The 25,421-nt window shown below is 68.4% G+C and carries 23 protein-coding genes and 1 pseudogene; 7 read left to right on the forward strand and 17 right to left on the reverse strand.

Annotated features, from left to right (window positions below; genetic code table 11):
* Nucleotides 1-14: 14 nt before the first annotated feature.
* Both BR07_RS0120600 and BR07_RS0120605 read left to right on the forward strand, forming a co-directional pair.
* Nucleotides 15-1,523, forward strand: a complete 1,509-nt coding sequence (locus tag BR07_RS0120600; protein ID WP_197027857.1) for a 1,4-alpha-glucan branching protein domain-containing protein — start codon at nt 15-17, stop codon at nt 1,521-1,523.
* Nucleotides 1,520-2,767 carry a glycosyltransferase family 4 protein gene (locus tag BR07_RS0120605; RefSeq protein ID WP_027507032.1) on the forward strand — a complete coding sequence of 416 codons (1,248 nt, stop codon included), beginning with the start codon at nt 1,520-1,522 and terminating at the stop codon, nt 2,765-2,767. The genes BR07_RS0120600 and BR07_RS0120605 overlap by 4 nt, the downstream gene beginning before the upstream one ends.
* 1 nt (nt 2,768) lies before the next feature.
* Here the strand turns inward: BR07_RS0120605 and BR07_RS0120610 are convergent, their stop codons facing one another.
* Complete coding sequence (locus BR07_RS0120610) at nt 2,769-3,512, reverse strand: acyltransferase (protein ID WP_027507033.1); 744 nt, start codon at nt 3,510-3,512, stop codon at nt 2,769-2,771.
* A 126-nt stretch (nt 3,513-3,638) separates the two neighbouring features.
* Here BR07_RS0120610 and BR07_RS0120615 point away from each other — a divergent pair, with 126 nt between their 5' ends.
* Nucleotides 3,639-4,964, forward strand: a complete 1,326-nt coding sequence (locus BR07_RS0120615; protein ID WP_081821448.1) for an outer membrane protein assembly factor BamB family protein — start codon at nt 3,639-3,641, stop codon at nt 4,962-4,964.
* Here BR07_RS0120615 and BR07_RS0120620 read toward each other — a convergent pair.
* Genes BR07_RS0120620 through BR07_RS0120640 form a run of 5 tightly spaced genes read right to left on the reverse strand, consistent with a single transcriptional unit; the run spans nt 4,949 to nt 9,629 of the window.
* Nucleotides 4,949-6,136, reverse strand: a complete 1,188-nt coding sequence (locus BR07_RS0120620) for a THUMP-like domain-containing protein (protein ID WP_027507035.1) — start codon at nt 6,134-6,136, stop codon at nt 4,949-4,951. The genes BR07_RS0120615 and BR07_RS0120620 overlap by 16 nt on opposite strands.
* 7 nt (nt 6,137-6,143) lie before the next feature.
* On the reverse strand, nt 6,144-7,154 hold the full coding sequence (locus BR07_RS0120625; RefSeq protein WP_027507036.1) for a class I SAM-dependent methyltransferase: 1,011 nt from the start codon (nt 7,152-7,154) through the stop codon (nt 6,144-6,146).
* A 33-nt stretch (nt 7,155-7,187) separates the two neighbouring features.
* Nucleotides 7,188-7,967 (reverse strand): enoyl-CoA hydratase/isomerase family protein, encoded by a 780-nt coding sequence (locus tag BR07_RS0120630; protein ID WP_027507037.1) that lies wholly within the window; start codon nt 7,965-7,967, stop codon nt 7,188-7,190.
* 10 nt (nt 7,968-7,977) lie between these two features.
* Nucleotides 7,978-8,796 carry an NUDIX hydrolase gene (locus BR07_RS0120635; RefSeq protein ID WP_027507038.1) on the reverse strand — a complete coding sequence of 273 codons (819 nt, stop codon included), beginning with the start codon at nt 8,794-8,796 and terminating at the stop codon, nt 7,978-7,980.
* Nucleotides 8,793-9,629: an ABC transporter ATP-binding protein gene (locus BR07_RS0120640; RefSeq protein ID WP_027507055.1), complete on the reverse strand. Its 837-nt coding sequence runs from the start codon at nt 9,627-9,629 to the stop codon at nt 8,793-8,795. The genes BR07_RS0120635 and BR07_RS0120640 overlap by 4 nt, the downstream gene beginning before the upstream one ends.
* A 43-nt stretch (nt 9,630-9,672) precedes the next feature.
* On the opposite strand from BR07_RS0120640, the gene glgX reads away from it, so the two are divergent.
* Nucleotides 9,673-11,838: a glycogen debranching protein GlgX gene (gene glgX / locus BR07_RS0120645; RefSeq protein ID WP_051613651.1), complete on the forward strand. Its 2,166-nt coding sequence runs from the start codon at nt 9,673-9,675 to the stop codon at nt 11,836-11,838.
* A 1-nt stretch (nt 11,839) separates the two neighbouring features.
* On the opposite strand, the gene BR07_RS0120650 is transcribed toward glgX, so the two are convergent.
* The 3 genes from BR07_RS0120650 to ctaD form a co-directional block, all read right to left on the reverse strand.
* Nucleotides 11,840-12,628: a peptidyl-tRNA hydrolase gene (locus tag BR07_RS0120650; protein WP_051613652.1), complete on the reverse strand. Its 789-nt coding sequence runs from the start codon at nt 12,626-12,628 to the stop codon at nt 11,840-11,842.
* Nucleotides 12,625-13,875, reverse strand: a complete 1,251-nt coding sequence (gene serB / locus BR07_RS0120655) for a phosphoserine phosphatase SerB (RefSeq protein WP_027507041.1) — start codon at nt 13,873-13,875, stop codon at nt 12,625-12,627. Before serB ends, BR07_RS0120650 begins: the two co-directional genes overlap by 4 nt.
* 81 nt (nt 13,876-13,956) lie before the next feature.
* Nucleotides 13,957-15,744, reverse strand: a complete 1,788-nt coding sequence (gene ctaD / locus BR07_RS0120660) for an aa3-type cytochrome oxidase subunit I (RefSeq protein WP_027507042.1) — start codon at nt 15,742-15,744, stop codon at nt 13,957-13,959.
* Nucleotides 15,745-15,988: 244 nt separating this feature from the next.
* On the opposite strand from ctaD, the gene BR07_RS0120665 reads away from it, so the two are divergent.
* Both BR07_RS0120665 and BR07_RS0120670 read left to right on the forward strand, forming a co-directional pair.
* Nucleotides 15,989-17,059: an ABC transporter substrate-binding protein gene (locus tag BR07_RS0120665; protein WP_027507043.1), complete on the forward strand. Its 1,071-nt coding sequence runs from the start codon at nt 15,989-15,991 to the stop codon at nt 17,057-17,059.
* A 24-nt stretch (nt 17,060-17,083) separates the two neighbouring features.
* Entirely contained in the window at nt 17,084-17,557 is a 474-nt protein-coding gene (locus tag BR07_RS0120670; protein WP_027507044.1) for an NUDIX hydrolase, read from the forward strand.
* A 291-nt stretch (nt 17,558-17,848) separates the two neighbouring features.
* Here BR07_RS0120670 and nrdF read toward each other — a convergent pair whose 3' ends face one another.
* The 5 genes from nrdF to BR07_RS0120695 form a co-directional block, all read right to left on the reverse strand.
* Nucleotides 17,849-18,856, reverse strand: coding sequence for a class 1b ribonucleoside-diphosphate reductase subunit beta (gene nrdF, locus BR07_RS0120675; RefSeq protein ID WP_027507045.1), 1,008 nt, complete (start codon nt 18,854-18,856; stop codon nt 17,849-17,851).
* A 652-nt stretch (nt 18,857-19,508) separates the two neighbouring features.
* A complete protein-coding gene (gene nrdE, locus BR07_RS0120680) occupies nt 19,509-21,671 on the reverse strand; it encodes a class 1b ribonucleoside-diphosphate reductase subunit alpha (protein WP_027507046.1) in 2,163 nt (720 codons plus the stop codon).
* 45 nt (nt 21,672-21,716) lie between these two features.
* Entirely contained in the window at nt 21,717-22,154 is a 438-nt protein-coding gene (gene nrdI, locus BR07_RS0120685; protein ID WP_037187075.1) for a class Ib ribonucleoside-diphosphate reductase assembly flavoprotein NrdI, read from the reverse strand.
* 135 nt (nt 22,155-22,289) lie between these two features.
* Nucleotides 22,290-22,532 (reverse strand): redoxin NrdH, encoded by a 243-nt coding sequence (locus tag BR07_RS0120690; protein ID WP_027507048.1) that lies wholly within the window; start codon nt 22,530-22,532, stop codon nt 22,290-22,292.
* Nucleotides 22,533-22,899: 367 nt separating this feature from the next.
* Entirely contained in the window at nt 22,900-23,460 is a 561-nt protein-coding gene (locus tag BR07_RS0120695; protein ID WP_027507049.1) for an NAD(P)H-dependent oxidoreductase, read from the reverse strand.
* A gap of 84 nt (nt 23,461-23,544) precedes the next feature.
* Between BR07_RS0120695 and BR07_RS0120700 the strand changes: the two genes are divergently transcribed.
* Entirely contained in the window at nt 23,545-24,141 is a 597-nt protein-coding gene (locus tag BR07_RS0120700) for a TetR/AcrR family transcriptional regulator (protein WP_027507050.1), read from the forward strand.
* Between the two features lie 2 nt (nt 24,142-24,143).
* Here BR07_RS0120700 and BR07_RS0120705 read toward each other — a convergent pair whose 3' ends face one another.
* The 3 genes and pseudogenes from BR07_RS0120705 to BR07_RS0120715 form a co-directional block, all read right to left on the reverse strand.
* The gene (locus tag BR07_RS0120705; protein ID WP_027507051.1) at nt 24,144-24,899 is read right to left on the reverse strand and encodes a fructosamine kinase family protein; all 756 of its coding nucleotides are present in this window, start codon (nt 24,897-24,899) and stop codon (nt 24,144-24,146) included.
* Between the two features lie 2 nt (nt 24,900-24,901).
* Complete coding sequence (locus tag BR07_RS0120710; RefSeq protein ID WP_231476463.1) at nt 24,902-25,147, reverse strand: MoaD/ThiS family protein; 246 nt, start codon at nt 25,145-25,147, stop codon at nt 24,902-24,904.
* A gap of 4 nt (nt 25,148-25,151) precedes the next feature.
* A pseudogene (locus BR07_RS0120715) lies at nt 25,152-25,421 on the reverse strand (GTP 3',8-cyclase MoaA); the annotation flags it as partial.

Raw genomic sequence — 25,421 nt, forward strand, 5'->3', positions numbered from 1 at the left:
CCGACGAACCGGGCATGTTCGCGCTCGTCCTGCACTCCCATCTCCCGTGGCTCGCCCACCAGGGGCGGTGGCCCGTCGGGGAGGAGTGGCTCTACCAGTCGTGGGCAGATTCGTACCTGCCCGTGGTCCGCGAACTGCGGACCCTGGCCGACGAGGGCCGCACCGATCTGCTGACCCTGGGCGTCACCCCGGTACTCGCCGCCCAACTGGACGATCCGTACAGCCTCGACGGGATGCATCACTGGCTCGGCAACTGGCAGCTCCGCGCCGCCGAAGCCGCCGGGTCCCGTGACCCGGACCGCCGCGCGCTCGGTCACCGCGAACACCGGCGATCGGCTGCCGCTCTGCACGAGTTCGAGACCCGCTGGCGCCACGGCGGCGCCCCCCGACTGCGCGAACTGGCCGACTCCGGCGCCGTCGAACTGCTCGGTGGGCCGTCGATGCACCCGTTCCAACCTCTGCTCGACCCACGACTGCGGACGTTCGCGCTCCGCGAGGGACGCGCCGACGCCGTACGCCGGTGGGGCCGCGGCACCGAGGGCATCTGGGCACCCGAGTGCGCCTTCACCGCAGGGATGGAACTCGACTACGCCGCCGCGGGCGTCGGACACTTCATGGTCGACGGCCCGGCTCTGCACGGAGACACGACGTGCGGCCGTCCGGTCGGCGACACCCACGTCGTCGCGTTCGGTCGTGATCTCCCGGTCAGCTATCGCGTGTGGTCACCGAAGTCCGGTTATCCCGGTCATTCCGCGTACCGCGACTTCCACACCTACGACCACGACACCGGGCTGAAGCCGTCCCGGGTCACCGGCAGAAGCGTCGCGGGCCCGGACAAGGCACCGTACGAACCGGAGCGCGCCGCAGCAGCCGTCCGCTCGCACGTCGAGGACTTCGTCGACGTGGTTCGCCGCCGGATGCGCTCCGAACACGCGCGCACCGGGTCCCCGGCACTGGTGGTCGCCGCCTTCGACACCGAGCTCTTCGGACACTGGTGGCACGAGGGTCCGGCATGGTTGGCCGGCATCCTGCGTGCGCTCCCCGAGGCCGGCATCCGCGTCGGGACACTCGCGGGCGCGAAGCGAGACGGCTACGTCGGTGACCCCGTCGAACTCCCGGACACCTCCTGGGGCAGCGGGAAGGACTGGCGGGTGTGGGCGGGCGATCCCGTCTGCGACCTGGTCGATCTCAACGCCGAGGTCACCGCCACCGCGCTCGACGCCGTCGACGCGGCACCCCCCGGCGGTCTGCGAGACCGTGTCGCGGACCAGATACTGCGCGAGACGATGCTCACCGTCTCGAGCGACTGGGCCTTCATGGTGAGCAAGGACTCGGCCGCGCAGTACGCCCGCGACCGCGCCCACAAGCACGCTCACGCGGTGCGCGAGATCGCCGACGCCCGCGTGCACGGGCATCACGCACGAGCCGCCGACCTTGCATCCGGGTGGAACCAGGCGGACGATCTGTTCCCGGACCTCGATGCGCGGCGTCTGCAACCGACGGGTCGGGAGGTGCGGGCGTGAAGGTCCTGATGATCTCGTGGGAGTACCCGCCCGTGGTGGTCGGCGGCCTCGGTCGCCACGTCCACCATCTCGCGGTGGAACTGGCCGCGGCCGGACACGAGGTGGTGGTCCTCTCCCGCCGCCCCACGGGTTCCGACGCGGCGACCCACCCCACCGTGAGCTCGGTCGCCGAGGGCGTGCTCGTCGTCGCCGTGGCCGAGGATCCGGCGCACTTCACCTTCGGAGTGGACATGCTGGAGTGGACGCTCGCGATGGGTCACGCGATGGTGCGCGCCGGCCTCGCACTCTCCAAGCCCGGCATCGGCGAGGGGTGGGTTCCCGACGTCGTCCATGCCCACGACTGGCTGGTGGCGCACCCGGCGATCGCGCTCGCCGAGTACTACGACGTCCCGCTGGTCTCGACGATCCACGCGACGGAGGCCGGACGCCACAGCGGATGGGTCTCCGGCCGCGTGAACCGCCAGGTGCACTCCGTGGAATGGTGGCTGGCGCACGAATCCGATTCCGTCATCACGTGTTCCGCGGGAATGGAGGACGAGGTGGTCCGCCTCTTCGGTCCGCTTCCGTCCCCGGTCCACGTGATACGCAACGGCATCGACACCCGGACCTGGACGTACCGTCCTCGCGCGGCGCGCACCGGCGCCCCGTCCCTGCTCTTCGTGGGTCGGTTGGAGTACGAGAAGGGGGTGCAGGATCTGATAGCGGCACTCCCGCGTGTCCGACGGACGCACCCCGGCACCACGCTCACCGTCGTCGGCGACGGGACCCAGCTCGACCACCTCGTCGATCTGGCGCGTGTGCACCGGGTGCGCCGGGCGGTGACGTTCGTCGGATCCCTCGGCCACGACGGCGTTCTCGGGCATCTGCACCGGGCGGACGCGCTGGTGCTGCCGAGTCGATACGAGCCCTTCGGCATCATCGCCCTCGAGGGCGCCGCGGCCGGCACACCGCTCGTCGCCTCCACCGCGGGCGGCCTGGGCGAAGCCGTCGTCGACGGCGTCACCGGGATGTCCTTCGTTCCCGGCGATGTCGGCTCCTTGGCGACGGCGGTGCGGCGCACACTCGACGACCCCGCTGCGGCACGTACCCGGAGTGACGCGGCACGTGCGCGACTCACGTCCGACTTCGACTGGCACTCCGTGGCCCGCGAGACCGCCACGGTCTACTCCACCGCGAAGCGCCGGGTGCGCTTTCCGCTGGGCAGGCCCACGATCAGCGAACGTCCACTGCCCGAACGGGACTGAGTCACTCGCTCCCGAGCGACTTCTTGCGGGCGATGTCCTCCAGTGCGGCGACGTACGCCGCGCGGTCCTCCGCGCCGGCCTCCCAGTCGGTGCGACGGTTCCGGACCACTCGTGCGGGTGCGCCGACCGCGATCCCGTAGTCGGGCACGTGACCCTTGACCACCGCGTGCGCGCCCAGGACGCAGCCGCGACCGACGACGGTCTCCCGCAGCACGGTCACCTTCGCGGCGATCCACGTGTCCGGGCCGATCCGCACCGGCGACTTGACGATGCCCTGATCCTTGATCGGCACCGTGATGTCCTCGGTCCGATGATCGAAATCGCAGATGTAGCACCAGTCGGCGACGAGAGTGGACGCACCGATCTCGATGTCGAGATAGGTGTTGACGACGTTGTCCTTGCCGAACACCACCTTGTCACCGATGCGCAGCGACCCCTCGTGGCAGCGGATCGCGTTGCCGTCACCGATGTGCACCCAGCGACCGATCTCGAGTCGCGCCAGCTCGGGCGTCGCGTGGATCTCGACGTTCTTGCCGAGGAACACCATTCCGCGCAGCACCACGTGCGGGTTCGCGGCCTTGAAACGCGCGAGGCGGTAGTACCGCACCAGGTACCAGGGCGTGTACGCCTTGTGGCCGATCACCCAGCGCAGCGACGCGAGCGTGAGGAAGCGCGCCTGGTCGGGGTCACGTCGCCGCGATCCTCGCCACCGGGTGCGCAACGGCGCGTTCCACATGCTGGTCATGGGCGGCACATTACTGTCGGCGCCGCCGCAGGGAACCCGGGGGCCGACCACCGGGGGTCGGAACCGTGACGCATCGTTTCAGCCGTTAGTCTCGTGCGAGCCGATCACCCGACATCAGGAGAGTGCATGCACGACGAGAACCCGCGTACCTCGGTGCGCACTCGTCGAGCCGGTGCCGCTCTCCTCGCGGTCGGCGCCCTCGCCCTCGGGGCCTGTGGCAGTGACTCCGGGCCCATCGACATCCTGGGCGACGAGGGCTGGCGCGGCGGTCTCGCCGACGCCCACAACTCCGCCTCCGTGACCACCGAGGGCAGTCGCTCCCTCGCTCTCGACTGGACCCGCCCTCTCGGCGCTCCGACGTCCACACGTCCCTCCGTCGCGCCCAACGGTCAGATCACGGTGACGATGACCGGAGACGCCGGCTGCGCGCTCGGATCGTTCCAGGGCGAGACCGGACGCAAGCGGTTCTGCAACTCGCTCGGACCCTCCGGCGTCTCGTCGACCGCGGTCGCCGACTCGGCGTCCAACCTCTACGCCGGTGACGACGGCAGCATGAGCTCGATCAACCAGAATGGTCAACTGCGCTGGCGCACACCGGTCTACGGAGTACCGCGCACCCCGCAGTTCCTGCCCGACGGCAACGTCCTGGTGGTCACCCAGTTCGGTCAGATCAACGTGCTGAGCAACCAGACCGGGAACGCGGTCGCACCCGTACTGGACCTGAACCCCAATCCCACGCCCCTGGACGCGCCGAACACCACGCTGCGGCCCGCGGACGACGGTCTGCTGGCCTGCCTGGGCGGTGGGCCGGACTGCGCCGTCGCGGCGGCACCGGCCGTCGATCTGGAGTCCTCGACCGTCTACCTCGTCCTGTGGCGCGCCGGCGCCATCGCTCCCCAGCTCGTGGCGCTGTCCTACACCGGCGGGGACTCCCCCGGCCTCACCGAGGCGTGGTCGTCGCCCCTGCTTCCCGCCGCCGTGACGTCGAGCCCCGTGGTGTCACCCGACGGTGACCGTGTGTACCTCACGGACGTCGAGGGCACCGTGCGTGCGTACTCCACCGAGGACGGCTCCGAGATCTGGTCCTACTTCGTCGGTGACCGCGCGGCAGGAAGTGTGTCCGTCGCTGCGGACGGCACCATCGTCCCCGCGGGCGGCGCGGGGTCGCATCTGCGGGCGATCCGCGATGCGGGCGAGCGACCCGAAACGGTCTGGGAGCGGCCAGATCTCGTGACACAGGGTTCCTCCGCACTGGCGGGTGGCACCACGGGCTACACGGTGGTCGGCGAAGGTGACGGGCTCGCACTCGTCACCTTCGACACGGCCACCGGCGAGACGGTCGACACCGACGCGCTCCCCGGCGCCGAGGGCTACAGCCCCGGAGTCGTCGTCGGCTCGGACGGCGAGGTGGTCGTCCCGACCGCGCTGGGATCCCTCTACTCGTTCCGCTGAGGCCCGGTACGCGGCCCGCACACGAAGGCCACCCCCGAGCGCCCGATCCGGGTGATCACGAGCCCCAGCGGCACGGTGCCCCGGAGATCGAGCCGGGGGCGCAGCAACGCGGGATCGACGTCGATGCCGCGGACGAGAATCTCGAGCGACCCGCATCCCAGCTCCGCGAGCCGCTTGCGCAACACCTTCTCGGTGAAGGGCAACCTGTCGAGGATCTCGAAGCCCGTCGTCCCCTCCGGTATCGCGTCTCCCGTGAGGTGCGCGATGCGTGGATCCAGTTGCCACAGTCCATGTCTCGCGGCGTAGTGGCGCACGAGACCGGCCCGCACGACGGCGCCGTCGGGATCGACGATGTACCTGCCAGGGGCACGATCGTCGTCGATGGCGTCCGAGTCGGCGTCCGTCACCTCCCACGCGGAACCGTCCGACCGGAGCACCGTCGCACGGCGACGCACAGCGGGGTCCGCCACCTCCCCCAGCCAGAGGCACGCCTCGCGGACGGCGCCGTCGAGGGAGACGAGTTCGACCTCGGCCCGCGTGTGTCGGCTCGTGAGGTCGAGACGGTCGACGTCGAGACCCGGTGCGCACTTGACCACCAGGTCGCGGCCGGCATAGGCGTCGAGGAGGTCCGGAAGCGGGGGTTCGAGGGCTGCGGGGTCGTGACGGCGGCGGCCGCCGGCGCGGCGGCCGGGGTCGGCGACGACGACGGTGCCGCGCGTGGTGGGGACCACCGCGTCGGCACGCAGCACGGCCACGTCGGGAACGTTGTGTCGTGCCATGGCCAACCGCACCGGATCGAGATCGCTGCCCACCACGATGTCCGCGACCGAGTGCAGGGTGTGCAGTTCGGTGCCGATCGAGCAGGTGACGTCGTGGATGCGACGTCCGCGCAGCCGCTCGGCCCGGTGCCGGGACACCTGTTCGGTGGTGGCCTGCTGCACCGCGTCGTCGGTGACCAACCACGTTCCGGCGAACGGCAGCTTGGTCGCGGCCTTGCGGCGCAGGGTGACCGTCTCGATCAGCGCGGCGGCGCGGTCACCGAAGGCGCTGCGGATCCGGCCGATGTCCGAGACCAGCGTGGCGGGTGTCAGCGCACGGTCACCGACCGCGGCCAGCGCGTCGGACGCCCCGGCCAGGTACTCGACGTCGTCGAGGTCGAACGAGTATCCCACCGACGCGTCAGAGCGCGCCGGTGTCCGGCTTCGTGCCCGTGATCATCACGTTGTAGAAGTAGCCACGGGGCACGACGTGGTGCAGCACGTTCTCGTCGAGCCAGGACAGTGACTTCCAGCCGTTGAACGCGAACCTCGCCCAGCCCCAACCCAGCTTCTCCGCCGGCACCGCCGCCTCGAAGGTGCGGACCGGCCAGCCCAGCAGCGCTGCGGCGAACTCCTCGGTCTTGGCCTGCACGTCGTCCGCACCCGCGGCGACGGCGATGTTCTCGAGCTCCGTCGGGTCGAAGGTGTGCAGATCGACGACGGCCTCGAGTGCCGCGGCACGGGACGACTCGTCCAGCTCCTGCTGCGGGCGACGCCAGTCCGCGAGGAACGGCAACCGCGTCGTGCGGGTCGTGGCCTCCCACGTGAGACGCCCCAGCCACCGCGCGTAGAAGTTGCCCACCGTCGTCGGCTCGCCCGCGAACACGAACCGGCCGCCGGGCTTGAGCACGCGCAGCACCTCGCGCAGAGACTGCTCCACGTCCGGGATGTGGTGCAGCACCGCGTGACCGACGACGAGATCGAACGTGTCGTCCTCGTACGGGATGGTCTCGGCATCGGCGACGCGGCCGTCCACGTCGAGGCCCAGGTTCTCGGCGTTGCGCAGCGCGACCTTGACCATGCCCGGCGACAGGTCCGTGACCGACCCGGTCGCGGCGACGCCGCTCTGCATGAGGTTGAGCAGGAAGAAGCCGGTACCGCAGCCCAGTTCCAGCGCGCGACCGTACGGCAGGGCCTCGGATCCGGCCACCGCGTCGAAACGGCCGCGGGCGTAGTCGATGCAGCGCTGGTCGTAGGAGATCGACCACTTGTCGTCGTAGGTCTCCGCTTCCCAGTCGTGGTAGAGCACCTGGGCCAGCTTGGTGTCCGACCGTGCGGCCTGCACTTCCTCGGCACTCGCGTGCGGGCGCGGCGCCGGATCCGACGGTGCGGTCGAGGCGGCGGTGTCGGTGTGCGGTTCACGAGCGGTCATGGAAGGGAACCCTATCTGAACGAGTGCGGGAGGCTAGTTGCCGGTGAAGTCGGCCTTGCCCGGGCCGTTCTCGAGGAACGACGCCATGCCGATCGCGCGGTCCTCGGTACCGAACAGCGAGGCGAAGACGTGCGCCTCGATCTTCAGGCCCGTCGCGAGGTCGGTGTCCAGACCCTCGTCGATGGCCGCCTTGGCTGCGGCGAGGGCGCGCGAGGCACCGCGGACGAACTGACCGGCCCACGTGCGCGCCGCCTCGTACACGGCATCGGGGGCCACCACCTCGTCCACGAGACCGACGGCAAGCGCCTCCTCGGCCCCGACGAAACGGCCGGTGAACACCATGTCCTTCGCGCGGCTCGGGCCGATCAGCCGGGCGAGTCGCTGGGTGCCGCCACCGCCGGGAATGACGCCGAGCAGCACCTCGGGGACGCCGAGCTTCGCGTTGTCGCCCGCGATGCGGCGATCGGCACCGAGGGCGACCTCCAGACCGCCGCCGAGGGCGTATCCGGTGATGGCGGCGACGGTGGGCTTCGGGATGGACGCGATCGCTCCGAGACCGGCCTGCAGAGCGCCGATCGCGTCGGTCATCTGACCCGCGGACATCTCCGCCATCTCCTTGATGTCCGCGCCGGCGGCGAACACCTTCTCACCGCCGTACACGATGACCGCCTTGACATCCGGATCCTCGGCGGCGGCCCGCGACACCTCGAGGAGCTCACCCTGCACCTGGCGGTTCAGAGCGTTCATCGGCGGCCGGGAGAGCCGGATGGTGCCGATGCCGTCGGTCAAGTCGAGAGTCACGAATTCAGCCATGGCCAGCACGCTAGCTGTTCGACGTCCGCTCGGTGCGTGGGGGGAGGTCGGCGCGATACTCGTCGGCGCCGTCGAAGTTCACCCGCACGGATCCACCCGATCCGCTGATGACGGGCTGCACCGGCGCCAGATCGGCCTCTGCGGCCATGGCCTCGGCCACCGACCCGTGACCGGCGAGATGCCGCAGGCACGCCCAGGTGGGCGGCATCAGCATGCGGTCGCCGCGACGGAACTCGTCGAGGGCATCCGCGGGCCGCACCCACGCGGCGTCGACGGCCTCGGACGTCTCGCCGTCGGGACGTTGCCCGGACGGGAGCGCCGCGACGAAGAAGCGGGTGTCGTACCGACGGGTCGTCTCGCCCTCGGGCGTGATCCAACGGGCGTGCGGGCGCAGCAGATCGGAGCGCACCACCAGTCGGGTCTCGGCCAGGAACTCACCGAAAGAGATCTCGTGCTTCTCGACGGCACGACGCCGGTCGGCGTGATCGGACGTGTCCGCGACGACGGTGTGCGCGTCGGGCCCGGCGAACAGGACACCGCACTCCTCGAAGGTCTCGCGCACCGCGGCGAGCACCAGGGCCCGCGCCGCGGCGTCGTCGTCGGTGCCGAACCGTACCGCCCACCACGCGGGTGACGGGCCGGCCCACCGGTCCTCCCCGTCCGCGGGCGTGCGATCGGTCGGATCCACACCGCCGCCCGGGAAGACCGTCATGCCGGCGGCGAACGCCATCCGTCCGACTCGCCGCTGCAGGAAGACCTCGAGCCCTGCCGGCGCATCGCGCAGCAGGATGACGGTGGAGGCGTCCCGCAGCGCGACCGGTTCGGTCACCGCGCTCGCCGATGGGACGACCGCGACCGCTTGCGCCGCGCGAAGAAGCGCCCGTCGGTGCGCTCGAGGGCGATGGCCTGACTGAACGCGGTGGACAGGTTCTCCTCCGTGATGACGTCGTCGATGAGACCCTGCGCCACGACTCCGCCCTCCTTGAGCAGCATCGCGTGGGTGAAGCCCGGTGGGATCTCCTCCACGTGGTGCGTGATCAGCACCGTCGCGGGGGCGTCGGGGTCGAGTGCGAGGTCGGTGAGGATGGCGACGAGATCCTCGCGGCCTCCGAGGTCGAGACCCGCGGCCGGCTCGTCGAGCAGCAGCAACTCGGGGTCCGTCATCAGAGCGCGGGCGATCAGGACACGCTTGCGTTCGCCCTCGGACAGCGTCCCGAAGGTCCGGCGAGCGAGATGCTCGATACCGGCCGTCTCGAGCATGTCGACCGCACGCTCGTCGTCCACCTCGTCGTACTTCTCACGCCAGCGACCGAGCACCGCGTACCCCGCCGACACGACCAGATCGGCCACCACCTCGTCGGACGGGATGCGTCCGGCGAGAGCAGAGGACGACAGGCCGATGCGCGGCTTGAGTTCCGAGATGTCGACGTGCCCGAGCGTCTCGCCGAGCACGTGCGCGGTGCCGGAGGTCGGGTAGATCTCCGCCGCGGCGACGCGCAGCAGCGTGGTCTTGCCCGCACCGTTCGGTCCGAGGACCACCCACCGCTCGTCCAGCTCCACGTTCCAGGAGACGGGGCCGACGAGGGTCGTCCCTCCGCGGACGACGGAGACATCGGCGAGTTCGACGAGCAGGTCTGGGTCAGGAGAGGACACGCCTTCCATCTTCCCGCACGCGCGGGGTGCATCCACGGCAGGATCAGCACGCGTGTCGCACGAACAGAACTCACCGAAGTCCGCCGCCGCGTCGGGCAGGCCCTTCCCGCTGGGCGCCCACCCCGTGGAGGGCGGCGTCTGCTTCGCCGTGCACGCACCCGACGCGCACGCCGTCGAGGTGTGTCTGGTGGACGGGTCGGGCCCCGACTCACGGGAGTCGCGTCACCTCCTCACCCAGCGCACGTACGGCATCTGGCACGGTGTGGTCGCCGAGGCCGGCGTCGGATCCGTCTACGGCTACCGCGTCTCCGGACCGTGGAATCCCGAGGCCGGTCACCGGTTCGATCCGAACAAGATTCTTCTCGACCCCTACGCACGGCGCATCGTCGGCAGCCTCGGCGACGCGCGAGCCCTCCTGCCGTATCGCGACGACCCGTTCGGACCGCAGTCGACGGTCGACTCGCTGGGACACGCTCCCCTCGCAGTGGTCACCGCTCCCCTGGCGGCCTCGGACGCACCGCGACTCGAGACCGACTGGGACCGCACCGTCGTGTACGAGGTGCACGTCGGGTCGTTCACCGGTGCCCATCCGGACGTCCCCGAGAATCTACGCGGCACCTACCTCGGACTCGTTCACCCTGCGGTGCTCGAGCACCTTCGTACGCTGGGTGTGACGGCGGTGGAACTGCTTCCGGTGCACGCGTGCCTCACCGAACCCGGTGTGCGCGCCCGAGGGATGCGCAACCACTGGGGCTACAGCACCGGCTCGTACTTCGCCGTCGAACCGTCGTACGCCTCGGTCCCCGGCGCCGAGGTCACCGAGTTCCGCACGATGGTGGACACGCTGCACGAGGCGGGTATCGAGGTGATCCTCGACGTCGTCTACAACCACACCTGCGAGGGCGGTGTCGACGGCCCCTCCCTCTCGTGGCGCGGCCTGGACGCGCGCGGGTACTACCTGCTGGACGCCCGCGGTCACGACATCGATCTGACGGGATGCGGCAACACCGTCGACGCCGCGTCCCCGGCCGTCGTCCGGATGGTCTGCGACTCGTTGCGGTACTGGGTCACCGAACTGGGGGTCGACGGCTTCCGCTTCGATCTCGCCAGCACTCTGGGCAGGCCGGGCGGATGGCGCTTCGATCCGCACGCCCCGATGTTGAGCGCCATCGCCGCCGACCCGATCCTGTGCCGTGCCAAGCTGATCGCCGAGCCGTGGGACGCGACCGGGCCCGGGTACCAGGTCGGCGGGTTCGGCGGCGTGTGGAGCGAGTGGAACGACCGCTACCGAGACACGCTGCGCCGCTTCTTCGCCGGGCACGGCGGTGTGCGTGAGCTGGCGTCCCGCCTCGCGGGATCCGAGGATCTGTTCGCGCCGACCGGACGCAGGCCGTGGGCGTCCGTCAACTTCGTCACCGCTCACGACGGCTTCACCGCGCGAGACCTGGTGTCCTACACCGCCAAGCACAACGAGGCCAACGGCGAGTCCAACCGCGACGGCACCGACAACAACCTCTCGGTGAATCACGGCGTCGAGGGCGAGACCGAGGACCCCGCCGTGCTCGCGGCGCGCGATCGACACGTGCGTGCGCTGCTGTCGACCCTGGCCCTGTCCACCGGGACACCCATGTTCCTGGCCGGCGACGAACTGGGACACACGCAGCACGGCAACAACAATGCCTACTGCGTGCCGCAGGGAACATCGGCCGCGGATGCGCACGCGATCGACTGGTCGAGACGGGACGACGCCCTGACGGCGACTCTGGGACGAGCACTGCGGCTGCGTCGATCGGCACCCGTTCTGCGCCAACAGGAGTTCTTCGCCGGTCGTGACACACCCAGCGGCGAACCGGATCTCATGTGGTTCGACCACGACGGGGCCGAGATCGTCGGCGATCGGTGGAACGACGATCACGCCCGTACCCTGCAGGCCTGGGTCGACGGATCCGACGTGCGCATCCCCGCGCTCCGACACGCAGGGGTCGAGGCGGAGACCTTCGATTCGGCTCTGCTGGTGGTGCACTCGGGAGGCGATGCGAACATCGTCCTCCCCGACCACCGTCGACACGGCCCGGACGAGGCTCCCGGTTACGTTCCCGTCTTCGACTCCGCGACACCCGACGGTCGACCGGTGGACGCGTCGCCCGTCACCGCGGGAAGCACAGTCCGAGTGGCCGGTCCGATCGTGCTCGTCTACATCTCGACGATCCCGTCCTGACTCAGGCGGTGCGCGGGACGTCCAGCTCGGCGATCACGGTCATCGACCCGGGGGCGACCTCCGTGTAGCCCGCGTCCCGCACGCCGACGGCGGTGCCGCGCTCGCACTCGGCCACGAGGCGAGACCAGGTCTCGCCATCGGCATCACGGACGCTGACGGCCCACTGCGCGTCCTGCCACGCCCGGACGTCCTCGACCGTCATGGCACCGGCAGCGAGCATCACGGCGTGTCCCACCTGGGCGGCGGTCTTGCCGACAGTCATCTCGAGCTCCGCGTCCACCCAGAGCCGCACGGCACCCTCGGCGTGCGGTCCCGGGTCGTCGGCCGGCAGGTCGGTGCCTCCCACCTGGAGCTTGCGCAGCCTCGGGTCCAGATCACCCACACGGCACGGCGCATAGGCCCGAGCCGACGCCCCGCCCACGTCGACGGTCACGCCGTCCACCTCCTGCGCCGCCGTCCACTGCGCGCCACGCGCGCGACGGGACACCTTGCGGATCCGCGCACCCAGCCACGCCGTGTACTCCTCGTGCCAGGGACCGCCCGGGGCGATGCGCTCGTCCAGGCACACCTGCAGCGTCGCGGACGCCGCCGCGGCCAGCAGGTCGGACCGGGCCGGCGGATCGACCTTGGGGATGTGGAGCACCAGCGGCATCGCGCGCACGTCGGCAGGATCGGGCGGATCGACTCGCGAGCCGTAGGAACCGGCCGCACTCGTCCCGGCCACCAGCACCGCGTGGCGCTCCTCGAGGGTGGACGGCCGGACGTCCTCCAGGGGACCCTCGTCGATCACGGGATGGGGATGCGGCGAACCCCGCCGTCGAGGGAGTCGGCGGCCTCGATCTCACTGCGGGTGACACCGAGGACGAAGAGCAGCGCGTCGAGGAACGGATAGGACAGCGCCGCGTCCGCGACCTCGCGCAGCGCCGGCTTCGCGTTGAAGGCGATGCCGAGACCCGCCGCGGTGAGCATGTCGATGTCGTTGGCACCGTCGCCGACCGCCACCGTCTGCTCCATCGGCACACCGACCTGTGAGGCGAACTGGCGCAGCGCCACCGCCTTCGCCGCGCGATCGACGACATCGCCGATCACGCGGCCGGTGAGCTTGCCGTCGACGATCTCCAGGGTGTTCGCCTTCACGAAGTCCAGTTCGAGCTCGTGCGCCAAGCCCTCGATCACCTGCCGGAAACCGCCCGACACCACGCCGCAGTGATAGCCGAGTCGTCGCAACGTCCGAATGGTGGTGCGCGCGCCCGGCGTGAGCTCGAGATCCTCGGCGACGTCGTCGATGACCGATGCGTCCAACCCGGCCAGGGTCGCGACTCGACGGTGCAGTGACTCCGCGAAGTCGATCTCGCCTCGCATGGCCGCCTCGGTGACGGCTCGGACCTCGTCCTCGACTCCGGCCCGCGCCGCGAGCATCTCGATGACCTCGCCCTGCACCAGCGTCGAGTCGACGTCGAACACGATGAGGCGCTTCGCTCGACGAGCCAGTCCGGACCGTTCGACGGCGACGTCGATACCGACTCCGGCAGCCACGGTCGCGAGCGCCGACCGCAACGCCTCGTCGGCCTCGTCGCTCGACAGCCCGCCCTCCTCCTGCGGACGGGCCGAGACCAACAGCTCGAGTCCCGTCACCGGGTAGTCGGCGATACCGCGGATCGAGTCGATGTTGGCGCCCTGTCGCGCGAGTTCGCTCGACAGCACGCTGATGGCTCGCGCGGTGACGGGCCGTCCCAACACGACGACGACGTGGGTGGAGAGGGGCGAACGACCGTGCGCTCCCCCGACCTCGACGTCGACGTGGACACCCACCGTGCCCATGGCCTCCTCGAGGTGCTCCTGCAAACTCTCGACGTCCCCGGGGCAACTGCCCAGGACACCGAGCGTCAGGCGACCGCGAATGACCACCTGCTCCACGTCCACGACGCTGACGTCGTGTCGCGCCAGCGAGGCGAAGAGCACGGATGTGACACCGGGCTTGTCACCGCCGGTGACCGTCACGAGCACGGACGTCGGCGGGGGTGGTGTCTCCACCATCGAGGTATCTCCTTGTCACACGAAAAGCCCCTCACCGTGAGGAGAGGGGCTCGTCGCTGGAACGGTCGTGGAACGAGAGGACTACTTGTCGCGGTCGCCCGAACCTTCGTGATCGCTGGTCGCGATCGGCGCGCGGCGTGCCTGCTCGAGCACCTCGGTGGTCTTGCCTCCACCGTGGCCCGGTCCCACATGCGCTTCGTCTCGCATGCGTTCGACCATGTGCGGGTAGTGCAGCTCGAACGCGGGGCGCTCGGAGCGGATACGCGGGAGCTCCACGAAGTTGTGGCGCGGCGGCGGGCAGCTGGTCGCCCACTCCAGGGAGTTGCCGTAGCCCCACGGATCGTCGACCGTGACGACCTCGCCGTAGCGGTAGCTCTTGAAGACGTTCCAGAGGAACGGCAACGTCGAGGCGCCGAGGACGAAGGCACCGACCGTCGAGATCGAGTTGAGCACCGTGAAGCCGTCGGACGGGAGGTAGTCCGCGTAGCGACGCGGGAATCCCTCGGCGCCGAGCCAGTGCTGCACCAGGAACGTGGCGTGGAAGCCGACGAAGGTGGCCCAGAAGTGCCACTTGCCGAGAGCCTCGTCCATCATCCGGCCCGTCATCTTCGGGAACCAGAAGTAGATACCGGCGTAGGTCGCGAACACGATCGTGCCGAACAGCACGTAGTGGAAGTGCGCCACCACGAAGTAGGAGTCGGTGACGTGGAAGTCGATGGGCGGGCTGGCGAGCAGCACACCGGACAGACCACCGAAGAGGAACGTGACCAGGAAGCCGACCGAGAACAGCATCGGCGTCTCGAACGTCAGCTGGCCCTTCCACATCGTGCCGATCCAGTTGAAGAACTTCACACCCGTCGGGACGGCGATGAGGAACGTCATGAAGGAGAAGAACGGCAGCAGCACCGCACCGGTCGCGTACATGTGGTGGGCCCACACGGCGATGGACAGCGCCGCGATGGCGATGGTGGCGTAGATCAGGCCCGTGTAACCGAACAGCGGCTTACGGGAGAAGACCGGGAAGATCTCCGACACGATGCCGAAGAACGGCAGCGCGATGATGTACACCTCGGGGTGACCGAAGAACCAGAACAGGTGCTGCCACAGCAACACACCGCCCGTGGCCGGATCGAACAGGTGCGCACCCAGGTGTCGGTCGGCCGCCAGTCCCAGCAGTGCCGCGGTGAGCAGCGGGAAGGCGAGCAGCACGAGGATCATCGTCACGAAGATGTTCCAGGTGAAGATGGGCATCCGGAACATGGTCATGCCCGGGGCACGCAGGCAGATGACCGTCGTGATCATGTTCACGCCACCGAGGATGGTGCCGAGGCCCGAGAGCGCGAGGCCCATGATCCAGAAGTCCGCGCCCACGCCCGGCGAGTGCACGGCGTCGGTGAGCGGCGTGTAGGCCGTCCAGCCGAAGTCTGCAGCGCCACCGGGGGTGATGAAGCCCGCCGAGGCGATGAGTGCGCCGAACAGGTACAGCCAGTAGCTGAACGCGTTCAGACGTGGGAACGCCACGTCGGGCGCACCGATCTGCAGCGGGAGGATGTAGTTGGCGAACGCGAACACGATGGGCGTCGCGTACAGCAGCAACATGATCGTGCCGTGCATGGTGAAGAGTTGGTTGTACTGCTCGTTCGACAGGAACTGCATGCCCGGGAGGGCGAGCTCCGCACGCATGAGCAGGGCGAGGACGCCACCGAACAAGAAGAAGCCGAACGACGTGACCATGTACATGATCCCGAGCGTCTTCGGATCGGTGGTCGTCACCATCTTGTGGATGAACGATCCCTTGGGCCCCATACGGGGCGGGTACGGCCGTGAAGCCGTCAGCTCGGGGACTGGCTGGGGCGCTAGGGCAGTCACTGATCCTCCTGAAAGCGCGTCTCCCCGTGCCCGAGGTGGACGCATGAAATTCGTGCGCTCTATGGATCGTAACCCCATGACACACGAACTGCGGCACGGGTCCTACGAAGTGTCGTACTTCCACCCGGGTGTCGCATTTTCCGGCCCGCGGGAGGCCCTCTTCCGAAGGCCTCCACGACCGGAGCACGGCCTGCCCGCCACTCGCCGAGCGACCGGCTTCCGGACTGCCCGTAAGGTCTCGGCCATGTCGGATCGCTCTCGTCGTCACGCTCGATCGGTCGTCGCCCTCGCGACGATTCCCGCGATGCTCGCCCTCTCTGCCTGCGGCGACACCTCGAGTGACGACGCCTCCACCATTGTGCGGACCACCACGAACGTGGCCGGAGCCGGCGTCGTCGGCATCGAACGTGACACCGCCGGCCTGTGCGCGCTCCCGCAGCCGGTCGACTCGGTCGGTCAGCAAGGTGACACCCGGCTCGTCGTCGGCAGCGGCCGTGCGACCACGGTGCCCGCCGATCCGCAACGTGTCGTGGTTCTCACCATGACGGCACTCGACGCGTCGTGCGCCGTCGGCACCTGGGAGCGCGTCGTCGGCGCACCCACGGCGCCGCTCGCTCCCACCGCTCCCCCGTCCGGCCTGCTGCGCCCGGACTACCTCGGCACCGGCATCGCCGAGATCGCCGGCGTCGGACCCGAGGGCTCCCCCGACGTCGACGCGATCCGAGCACTGGCTCCGGACGTCATCATCGGCGGCGACGCCCTCGACCCCGCCGTCACCGCGCAACTCGACGGCATCGCCCCGACCGTTCTCACGCGCGCGTCGTCGTCGTGGCTCGAACGGTCCACGCTCGCGGCCGCGGCGATGGGACGACGTGACGCCGCCACCCGTGCGACGGAGCAGTACCGCGCACGCGCCGAGACCGTGGGCCGCGAGCAGAACTCCCGCATCACCGAGGCGTCTCTCGTGCGCTTCGGCGCCGACGGCACACAACTGCTCGGCGACGACAGCTTCGCGGGGCAGGTACTCGCGCAGGCGGGCGTGCGACGACCGGGGCCTCAGCTGGGCGAGACCCGCGCACTCCCGCAGGACGATCTGTCCGACGCGGAGGGCGACCTGATCTACGTCATGTTCGACGGACAGGCGGGGCTGGAACGCGGCACCGAGGTCATGGACTCCGACGCCTGGAAGGACCTCGGCGCCGCGACGGACAGTCGCGTGTTCAGCGTCGACGACACGGTGTGGTCGGGCGAGGGCCTCGTGGCTGCGGGCGCGGTCCTCACCGACGTGTCGAACACGCTGAACGGCTACGTCTGACGCGTCGGCGGTAGCGTTCCGGGAGTGCCGATACCCGAGTTCATCACCACCCTGCGCGCCAAGATCGGTCACGATCCGCTCTGGCTCTCCGGTGTCAGTGCCGTCGTGCTCGACGCCGACGATCGGCTGCTGCTGACGCGTCGCAAGGACAACGAGCTCTGGGCCGTGGTGTCCGGCGTCCTCGAGCCCGGCGAGGAACCCGGACCGGCCGCCCTCCGGGAGATCCTGGAGGAGACGGGCGTGACGGCCGAGCTCGTGCGGTTGACGAGTGTCGACGTCACCGAGCCCATCGTCTACCCGAACGGCGACCGCACCCAGTACCTCGACGTCTGCTTCCTCGCCCGGTACGTCGCCGGCGAGGCGCGGGTCGCGGACGACGAGAACCTCGACGTGCAGTGGTTCGCGCGCGATGCGCTGCCCGCGGACATCACCGACACCTCGACTCTCCGCATCGCGAAGGCGCTGGACCACGGCCCGGAGGCCTGGTTCCGGCGGTAGGTGGCGCCGGACCGTGCCGTCCTGCCGCGTCCTGTGTGCACCGCTGCTCAGTGTCCGGCGCGCCCGCACACCCTCACCGATTTCGGCCACCTTCACCGGTCACAACCGGTGAAGGTGGCTACAACCGTTGCAGGAGGGCGCAACGGCGCACGTGCTCCGGTTTCCGCAACCCGCTCCTGCTACAACCGAAGCGGTTTGCGGGAACCGAAGCACCTCGCACTCGAGACGTGCTCACCAGACATGACTCAGGGCACCACCCGCAATGCGGACGGTGCCGTGAGGTGAGGTGGGTCAGAAGTCCCAGTCGTCGTCCTCGGTGTTGACTGCCTTGCCGATGACGTACGAGCTGCCCGAACCCGAGAAGAAGTCGTGGTTCTCGTCGGCGTTGGGTGAGAGCGCCGACAGGATGGCCGGGTTGACGTCGCACTCGTCTTTCGGGAACAGGCCCTCGTAGCCGAGGTTCATGAGCGCCTTGTTCGCGTTGTAGCGCAGGAACTTCTTGACGTCCTCAGTGAGGCCGACCTCGTCGTAGAGGTCCTGCGTGTACTCGGTCTCGTTCTCGTACAGCTCGAAGAGCAGATCGAACGTGTAGTTCTTCAGCTCCTCGCGCTCGGCCGGCGAGCGGGTCTCGAGTCCGCGCTGGTACTTGTAGCCGATGTAGTACCCGTGCACGGCCTCGTCGCGGATGATCAGGCGCACGAGGTCGGCAGTGTTGGTGAGCTTGGCCCGCGAGGACCAGTACATCGGCAGGTAGAAGCCCGAGTAGAAAAGGAACGACTCGAGCAGGGTCGAGGCGACCTTGCGCTTGAGCGGGTCGTCGCCCTTGTAGTAGTCCATGACGATGGACGCCTTGCGCTGGAGATTCGGGTTCTCCTCCGACCAGCGGAACGCATCGTCGATGTCGCGCGTGGAGCACAGCGTCGAGAAGATCGACGAGTAGGACTTGGCGTGCACCGACTCCATGAACGAGATGTTGGTGTACACCGCCTCCTCGTGCGGAGTGATGGCGTCCGGGATGAGCGACACGGCGCCGACGGTGCCCTGAATCGTGTCGAGCAGCGTCAGACCCGTGAAGACGCGCATGGTGAGCTGCTTCTCGTGGTCCGTCAGCGTGTCCCAGGACGGGATGTCGTTCGAGATCGGCACCTTCTCGGGCAGCCAGAAGTTGCTGGTGAGCCGATCCCAGACCTCGGAATCCTTGTCGTCGACGACGCGGTTCCAGTTGATCGCGGAGACGCGATCGATGAGCTTGAGCGGCGTTACACCAGCCGGGCTGGGAGCGTTCCGTGCGACCGTCATTTCATCCCCATCGTATGTGTGAGCGAGTATCGGGGTCCGCTACAACAATCTAGGCGAATCACTGGCGTGCGTTGCACGGACGGCACTAGATCTTGCAAAGTCTCCACACGCATGTCGCGGGAGCTTGAACGGGTACAACTTCAGGGTAGCTCACAGCCACGTAATCTGCGTCAGGCTGGGCCCATGAATTAAGTAGTCTTCGACTAAGCCAGAAAGCGCGAAAATGCCTGCAACACAAAGAAGGCGGTGACGAAGCGATTGCTTCGTCACCGCCTTCACCGGCGTTAGACGCGCTGGGTGATCGTTCCGTCGGGATTTCGCCTAGCAGTCGACTCGGTCACAAACCTTCCGGTTGATGCCGACCTGCTGACCGACGTGCCGTTGGACGTTCCCTTTCCGACGCGTTCGGTCGTCGTCTTCGACGGCCACCGCGCGGCGGCCGCTCGACTGACGAAACGGCCCGTGCCAGCACTTCTACTTACCGATCGAGCCATAAGGCTCACCTCCAGGGGAGGTTGCGCCCCAGCAGGAGGCCCGACGGCGTGCCGGAAGTCTGCTCCTGTAACCTTGAGATCCCTAGAGGGTGGTCTCAGTTCGCTGGGGCTAGAGGGGTCGGGCATGACAGTGCCCGGCCCCTCACATCTTTGTCAGGTCACAACATGCAGCTGACGCAACCCTCCACCTCGGTCCCCTCGAGGGCCATCTGGCGCAGCCGGATGTAGTACAGCGTCTTGATTCCCTTGCGCCACGCGTAGATCTGCGCCTTGTTGATGTCGCGGGTGCTCGCGGTGTCCTTGAAGAACAGCGTGAGGGACAGGCCCTGGTCGACGTGCTGCGTCGCTGCCGCATACGTGTCGATGATCTTCTCGTAGCCGATTTCGTACGCGTCCTGGTAGTACTCCAGGTTGTCGTTGGTCAGGTACGGCGCCGGGTAGTAGACGCGGCCGATCTTGCCTTCCTTGCGGATCTCGATCTTCGACGCCACCGGGTGGATGGAACTGGTGGAGTAGTTGATGTACGAGATGGAGCCGGTCGGCGGGACGGCCTGCAAGTTCTGGTTGTAGATGCCGTGCTGCTGTACCGACGCCTTCAACTCGACCCAGTCGTCCTGCGTCGGGATGCTGATTCCCGACTGGGAGAACAACTCTCGGACACGCGCTGTCTTGGGCTCCCAGGCGCGCTCGGTGTACTTGTCGAAGAACTCGCCCGACGCGTACTTGGACTGCGGGAAGCCTCCGAAGTAGCTGCCGCGCTCCTTCGCCAGACGGTTCGAGGCCCGCAGCGCATGGAACAGCACGGTGTAGAAGTAGATGTCGGTGAAATCGACACCCTCCTCGCTGCCGTAGTGGATGCGCTCACGAGCGAGGTAGCCGTGCAGGTTCATCTGGCCGAGGCCGATGGCGTGCGAGGTGTTGTTGCCCTGCTCGATGGACGGCACCGAGTAGATGTGGGTCTGGTCCGACACGGCCGTCAAGCCGCGGATGGCGACCTCGATGGTCTGCGCGAAGTCGGGCGAGTCCATGGTCTTCGCGATGTTCAGCGAACCCAGGTTGCACGAGATGTCCTTGCCCACATGGCTGTACGAGAGATCCTCGTTGAACGTGGACGGCGTCGAGACCTGCAGGATCTCCGAGCACAGGTTCGAGTGCGTGATCTTGCCCTCGATGGGATTGGCCCGGTTCACCGTGTCCTCGAACATGATGTACGGGTAGCCCGACTCGAACTGCAGCTCGGCGAGGGTCTGGAAGAACTCGCGCGCCTTGATCTTCGTCTTGCGGATGCGCGCGTCGTCGACCATCTCGTGGTACGTCTCGCTGACGTTCACGTCGGCGAAGGGCTTGCCGTAGATGCGCTCGACGTCGTACGGCGAGAAGAGGTACATGTCCTCGTTCTTCTTCGCCAGCTCGAACGTGATGTCCGGGATGACGATGCCGAGGGACAGCGTCTTGATGCGGATCTTCTCGTCGGCGTTCTCGCGCTTGGTGTCGAGGAACTTGTAGATGTCCGGGTGGTGCGCGTGCAGGTACACCGCGCCGGCACCCTGCCGCGCTCCGAGCTGGTTGGCGTACGAGAACGAGTCCTCGAGCAGCTTCATGATGGGGATGACGCCCGAAGACTGGTTCTCGATGCGCTTGATCGGCGCACCGGATTCACGAATGTTACTGAGCAGCAACGCGACTCCGCCACCACGCTTGGACAGCTGCAGTGCCGAGTTGATGGAGCGACCGATGGACTCCATGTTGTCCTCGATGCGCAGGAGGAAGCAGGAGACGGGCTCGCCGCGCTGCTTCTTGCCCGAGTTGAGGAACGTGGGAGTGGCCGGCTGGAAGCGGCCGGCGATGATCTCGTCGACCAGGTCGGTCGCGAGAGTCTCGTTGCCGGCGGCCAGCGTCAGCGCGACCATGCACACGCGATCCTCGAAGCGCTCCAGGTAGCGCTTCCCGTCGAACGTCTTGAGTGTGTAGGACGTGTAGTACTTGAACGCACCCAGGAAGGTGGGGAACCGGAACTTCTTGGAGTAGGCGTGCTCGATCAGACCCTTGACGAAGGATCGCGAGTACTGGTCGAGAACCTCTGCCTCGTAGTAGTTCTCCTCCACGAGGTAGTCGAGCTTCTCGTCGAGGTTGTGGAAGAAGACCGTGTTCTGGTTGACGTGCTGCAGGAAGTACGCCCGCGCGGCGTCCCGGTCCTTCTCGAACTGGATCTCGCCGTTCGGCCCGTACAGGTTGAGCATCGCGTTCAGAGCGTGATAGTCGAGCTCCGAGTCGTCACGGCGCGACACGGCGGGAGACGAGTCGGTGATGGTCGGTGCCATGTGCGTACTCCTGAGATCGATGATGGGCGGTACTGGTGCGGACGATCAGATGGTGCAGGTCGCGTCGAGCCGGTCCCAGAACTCGGCGAGTCCGGTGCGGACCCGCTCCACGTCCTCCGGGGTACCCATGACTTCGAAGCGATAGAGGAACGGGACCTGACATTTTGCCGAGACCACGTCCCCGGCGAAACAGTACGAATCGCCGAAGTTGGTGTTGCCCGCGGCGATGACGGCGCGGATGAGGGACCGGTTGTGCTCGTCGTTGAGGAACCGGATGACGGGCTTGGGGACGTAACTCGTGTCGCGCCCCAGCGCGGTGGTGCCGCCGCCGTAGGTCGGGAGGATCAGGACGTACGGACGGTCGATCTCCACGTCGTCGCGGGGATAGCGGACGGGGATGCGCGTCGCGGGGATCTCGAGCTTCTCCACGAACCGGTGGGTGTTCTCCGAGACGCTCGAGAAGTAGACCAGCGATTCGGACACGATGCTCCATCCTCCGCCGACTCTGCGCACTTCTTCGACATTCGCGACGGCGCGGACCGGGTGGGTCGGCCGTCAGCGGTGAGTCGGGAACTCACCCGAGCCGGCCTCCTCGTCGGAAGACGCGGCGGACGCGCTTCAGGCAGCGGCGGTGACGAGGGTCTTGATGCGGTCGGGACGGAAGCCGGACCAGTGGTCCTCGCCTGCGACGACGACAGGTGCCTGCAGGTAGCCGAGCGCCATGACGTAGTCACGTGCCTCGGGATCCTGCGAGATGTCGATGACGTCGTACTCGATGCCCTCTTTGTCGAGAGCGCGGTACGTGGCCTTGCACTGCACGCAGGCGGGCTTGGTGTAGACGGTGACGGTGGTGGCGCTCATGAATCCTCTTCTCCGCATCCTGTGTCCGGATGCGCTCGCTGTTCGCCCGAGAGCTGTCCTGCACTGCTGCTGTGGGATCGCACTGGAGAAAGCGAGACCCGCCGACTCTGCCGTGCACACCACTGACAACCTGTCCGAGAGACCGCGCCGGACCCGCATCCACCCCTCCGAAAAGGGGGTGATGCGGGCCTCGAGCCGTTGTGGCCTCTCGGTGTTCAAGACACTACACCTAGTGTCCGACAGTGCAAGGCAACACCACACTTTGTAATGACACTGGTGGAATTACCTGGTCGGACGCGGAAAACTCCGGCGTGTCGCGACCCCTCGGGCGCGTCGCGAGACCGCGCTGCAGACGGGGCCTCGAGCCTCAGGCGTCGACGAGCTCCGCGCGGGTGAGCGCCGTGACGACCTCGGCGATGTCCGCGGCGATCTGTGAGTTGTCACGGGGATGGCCCCCGTCGATCGCGGCCACCACGCCACCGATGGCGAGATCGACGTCATCGAGCACGCTCGCGCCGGCGATCCGCGCCGCCTTCTCCGTGTCCTCCTTGGCCCACCGGGCGCCGTTCGAGCTCGGCGAGGAACTGATGACGGCGGTCGGCTTGGTGGAGATGGCGCCGCTGCCGTAGGGGCGGGAGAGCCAGTCGATGGCGTTCTTGAGTACTGCGGGGATGGTGCCGTTGTACTCGGGCGTGAGCAGCAACACGGCGTCGGCGTCCTGGACGGCCGCGCGCAGAGCGGTCACGGTGTCGAGCGAGGCGACCGACTCGGGGGTGTCGATGTCCTCGTTGTAGAACGGAAGGCCTCCGAGGCCCTCGTGGATGACGACCTCGACGCCCTCGGGTGCGACTGACGCGGCGGTCTCGGCGAGACGACGGGTGATGGAGGCGGCGCGGAGGCTGCCGACGAGTGCGATGACGCGGCTCATGGGTGGGTCCTTTCGACGAAGTGTGTCCGTGATCTACAACCGGACCGTAGTCCACTTTCTTCCGTGACGCGCTATCCTGACGGTGTGACACATGCCCCTCTGCCGATGGCGGCCGACGACAGCGAGCGCTGCGACGCCGCGCGCAACCGCCGTCTGCTCCTCGACGCCGCGATCGGGCTGGTCGACGAGCGCGGAGCGGACTCCGTCACCATGGACGCCGTGGCAGCCCGCGCAGGTGTGGGCAAGGGCACCGTGTTCCGTCGGTTCGGCAGTCGTGCGGGTCTGATGTTCGCTCTTCTGGACCACACCGAGACCGAACTCCAACAGGCCTTCCTCTTCGGTCCTCCCCCGCTGGGCCCCGGCGCACCACCGCTCGATCGACTCGTCGCGTTCGGCCGTGCCCGCCTCGACCTGGTCGCCGTGCAGGGTGAGGTGCTGCGGGCAGCCGAGAACTCGCCCGTCTCGCGCTTCTCCGCGCCCGCCCACGCGGTCGGCCTGACCCACGTGAGCACACTGCTGCGGCAGATCGGCGTGTCGGGCGATGTCACGTTGCTGGCCTACGCGCTGCTCGCCCCGCTCGAGGCCACTCTGGTGCTGCACCTGCAACGCGACGCCGGAATGACCACCGAGCGCCTCGCCGACGGCTGGGAGGATCTCGCCCGCCGCATCGCCTCCGCCTGACCTCAGGCCAGCGCGAGGGTTCGCGTCGCGGCGTCGGCCAGTGCCACGCCGTAGCTCCGGCCGTGACCCGCCGCGTGCACGGCGAGGGGATGCAGCTGATGCAGAGGCACCCGTTCCTCGGCACCCGGAGCGAGCTCGTGCTGCTCCTGATAGCCGTCGAGAAGGTGCTCGAGGTGCGGACAGCCGAAGAGAGACAGCATCGCGAGGTCCGTCTCGCGGTGTCCGCCGTGCGCCGCGGGGTCGATGAGCGTCACGCCGCCGGGCGTCCAGAGCACGTTGCCGGTCCACAGGTCGCCGTGCAGACGCGCCGGAGGGTCGGTCGAGTCGAACGACCCGTCCGCGACGACGGAGCAGGCACGCTCCACGAGGTCGGCCTCGTCCCGCGTGACCGTGCCGGCGTCGACCGCGACACGGAGATACGGCAGCACCCGTTCCTGCGCGTAGAACTCACCCCAGCGGTCGTGCTCCACCGACGACATGGTGCGCGATCCGATGAACAGCGTTCCGTCGAAACCTGCAGGCGGCGAGCCGAACCGGGGGGCACCGCTGTCGTGGGTGCGGGCGAGCAGTGCGCCGAAGCGGCGAGCAGCGTCCGGCGTCGGCCGGACGGAGTCGAGGCGTTCGAGAACGATGTGGTCGGTCGCGACCTCGAGGACGTCGACCGTAGGCGCTCCCCCGTCGGCGAGCCACCGCAGACCTGCAGCCTCGGCGGCGAAGAAGTCGGGATGCGCGTCCTCACGCCGTTTGACGAACGCCATCTCTAGCCGCCGGCGAAGGGCGGGAGGACGTCGATCCGGGAACCGACGGGGTAGGCCTCGTCGCGGACCATCTCGTCGCCGATGAGGAACACCGCCACGTCCAGCACACGATTCAATTTCTGCCCGTGGCGTCCGCGCAGCGCCGACTTCACGTCCGCCACGGTCGCGCCGACCCTCAGGTCGTACGACTCCTGCGTGGTGCCCGCAGCATCCGCGGCCCCCGCGAAGTACCGCACGTCCACAGTCACGGACTCAACCACCGATGGCACCCATCGAGCGTTCCGGCGGCACGAAGTCCTCACGTTCCATCCCGTGGCCGGCCCACTTGTTCCACATCGCTCCACGCCAGAGGTCCGCGATCTCCTCGTCGGCCGCACCCCCGCGCAACGCCACCCGCAGATCGGTCTCGGAATCGCTGAACAGGCAGGACCGCACGGTCCCCTCCGCCGTCAACCGGGTCCGGTCGCAGTCGGCGCAGAAGGACCGGGTGACCGAGGCGATGATGCCCACCGTGGCGGGGCC

Origin of the sequence: Rhodococcus sp. UNC23MFCrub1.1 (genome assembly GCF_000686025.1) — a bacterium.
Classification (GTDB): domain Bacteria; phylum Actinomycetota; class Actinomycetes; order Mycobacteriales; family Mycobacteriaceae; genus Rhodococcoides.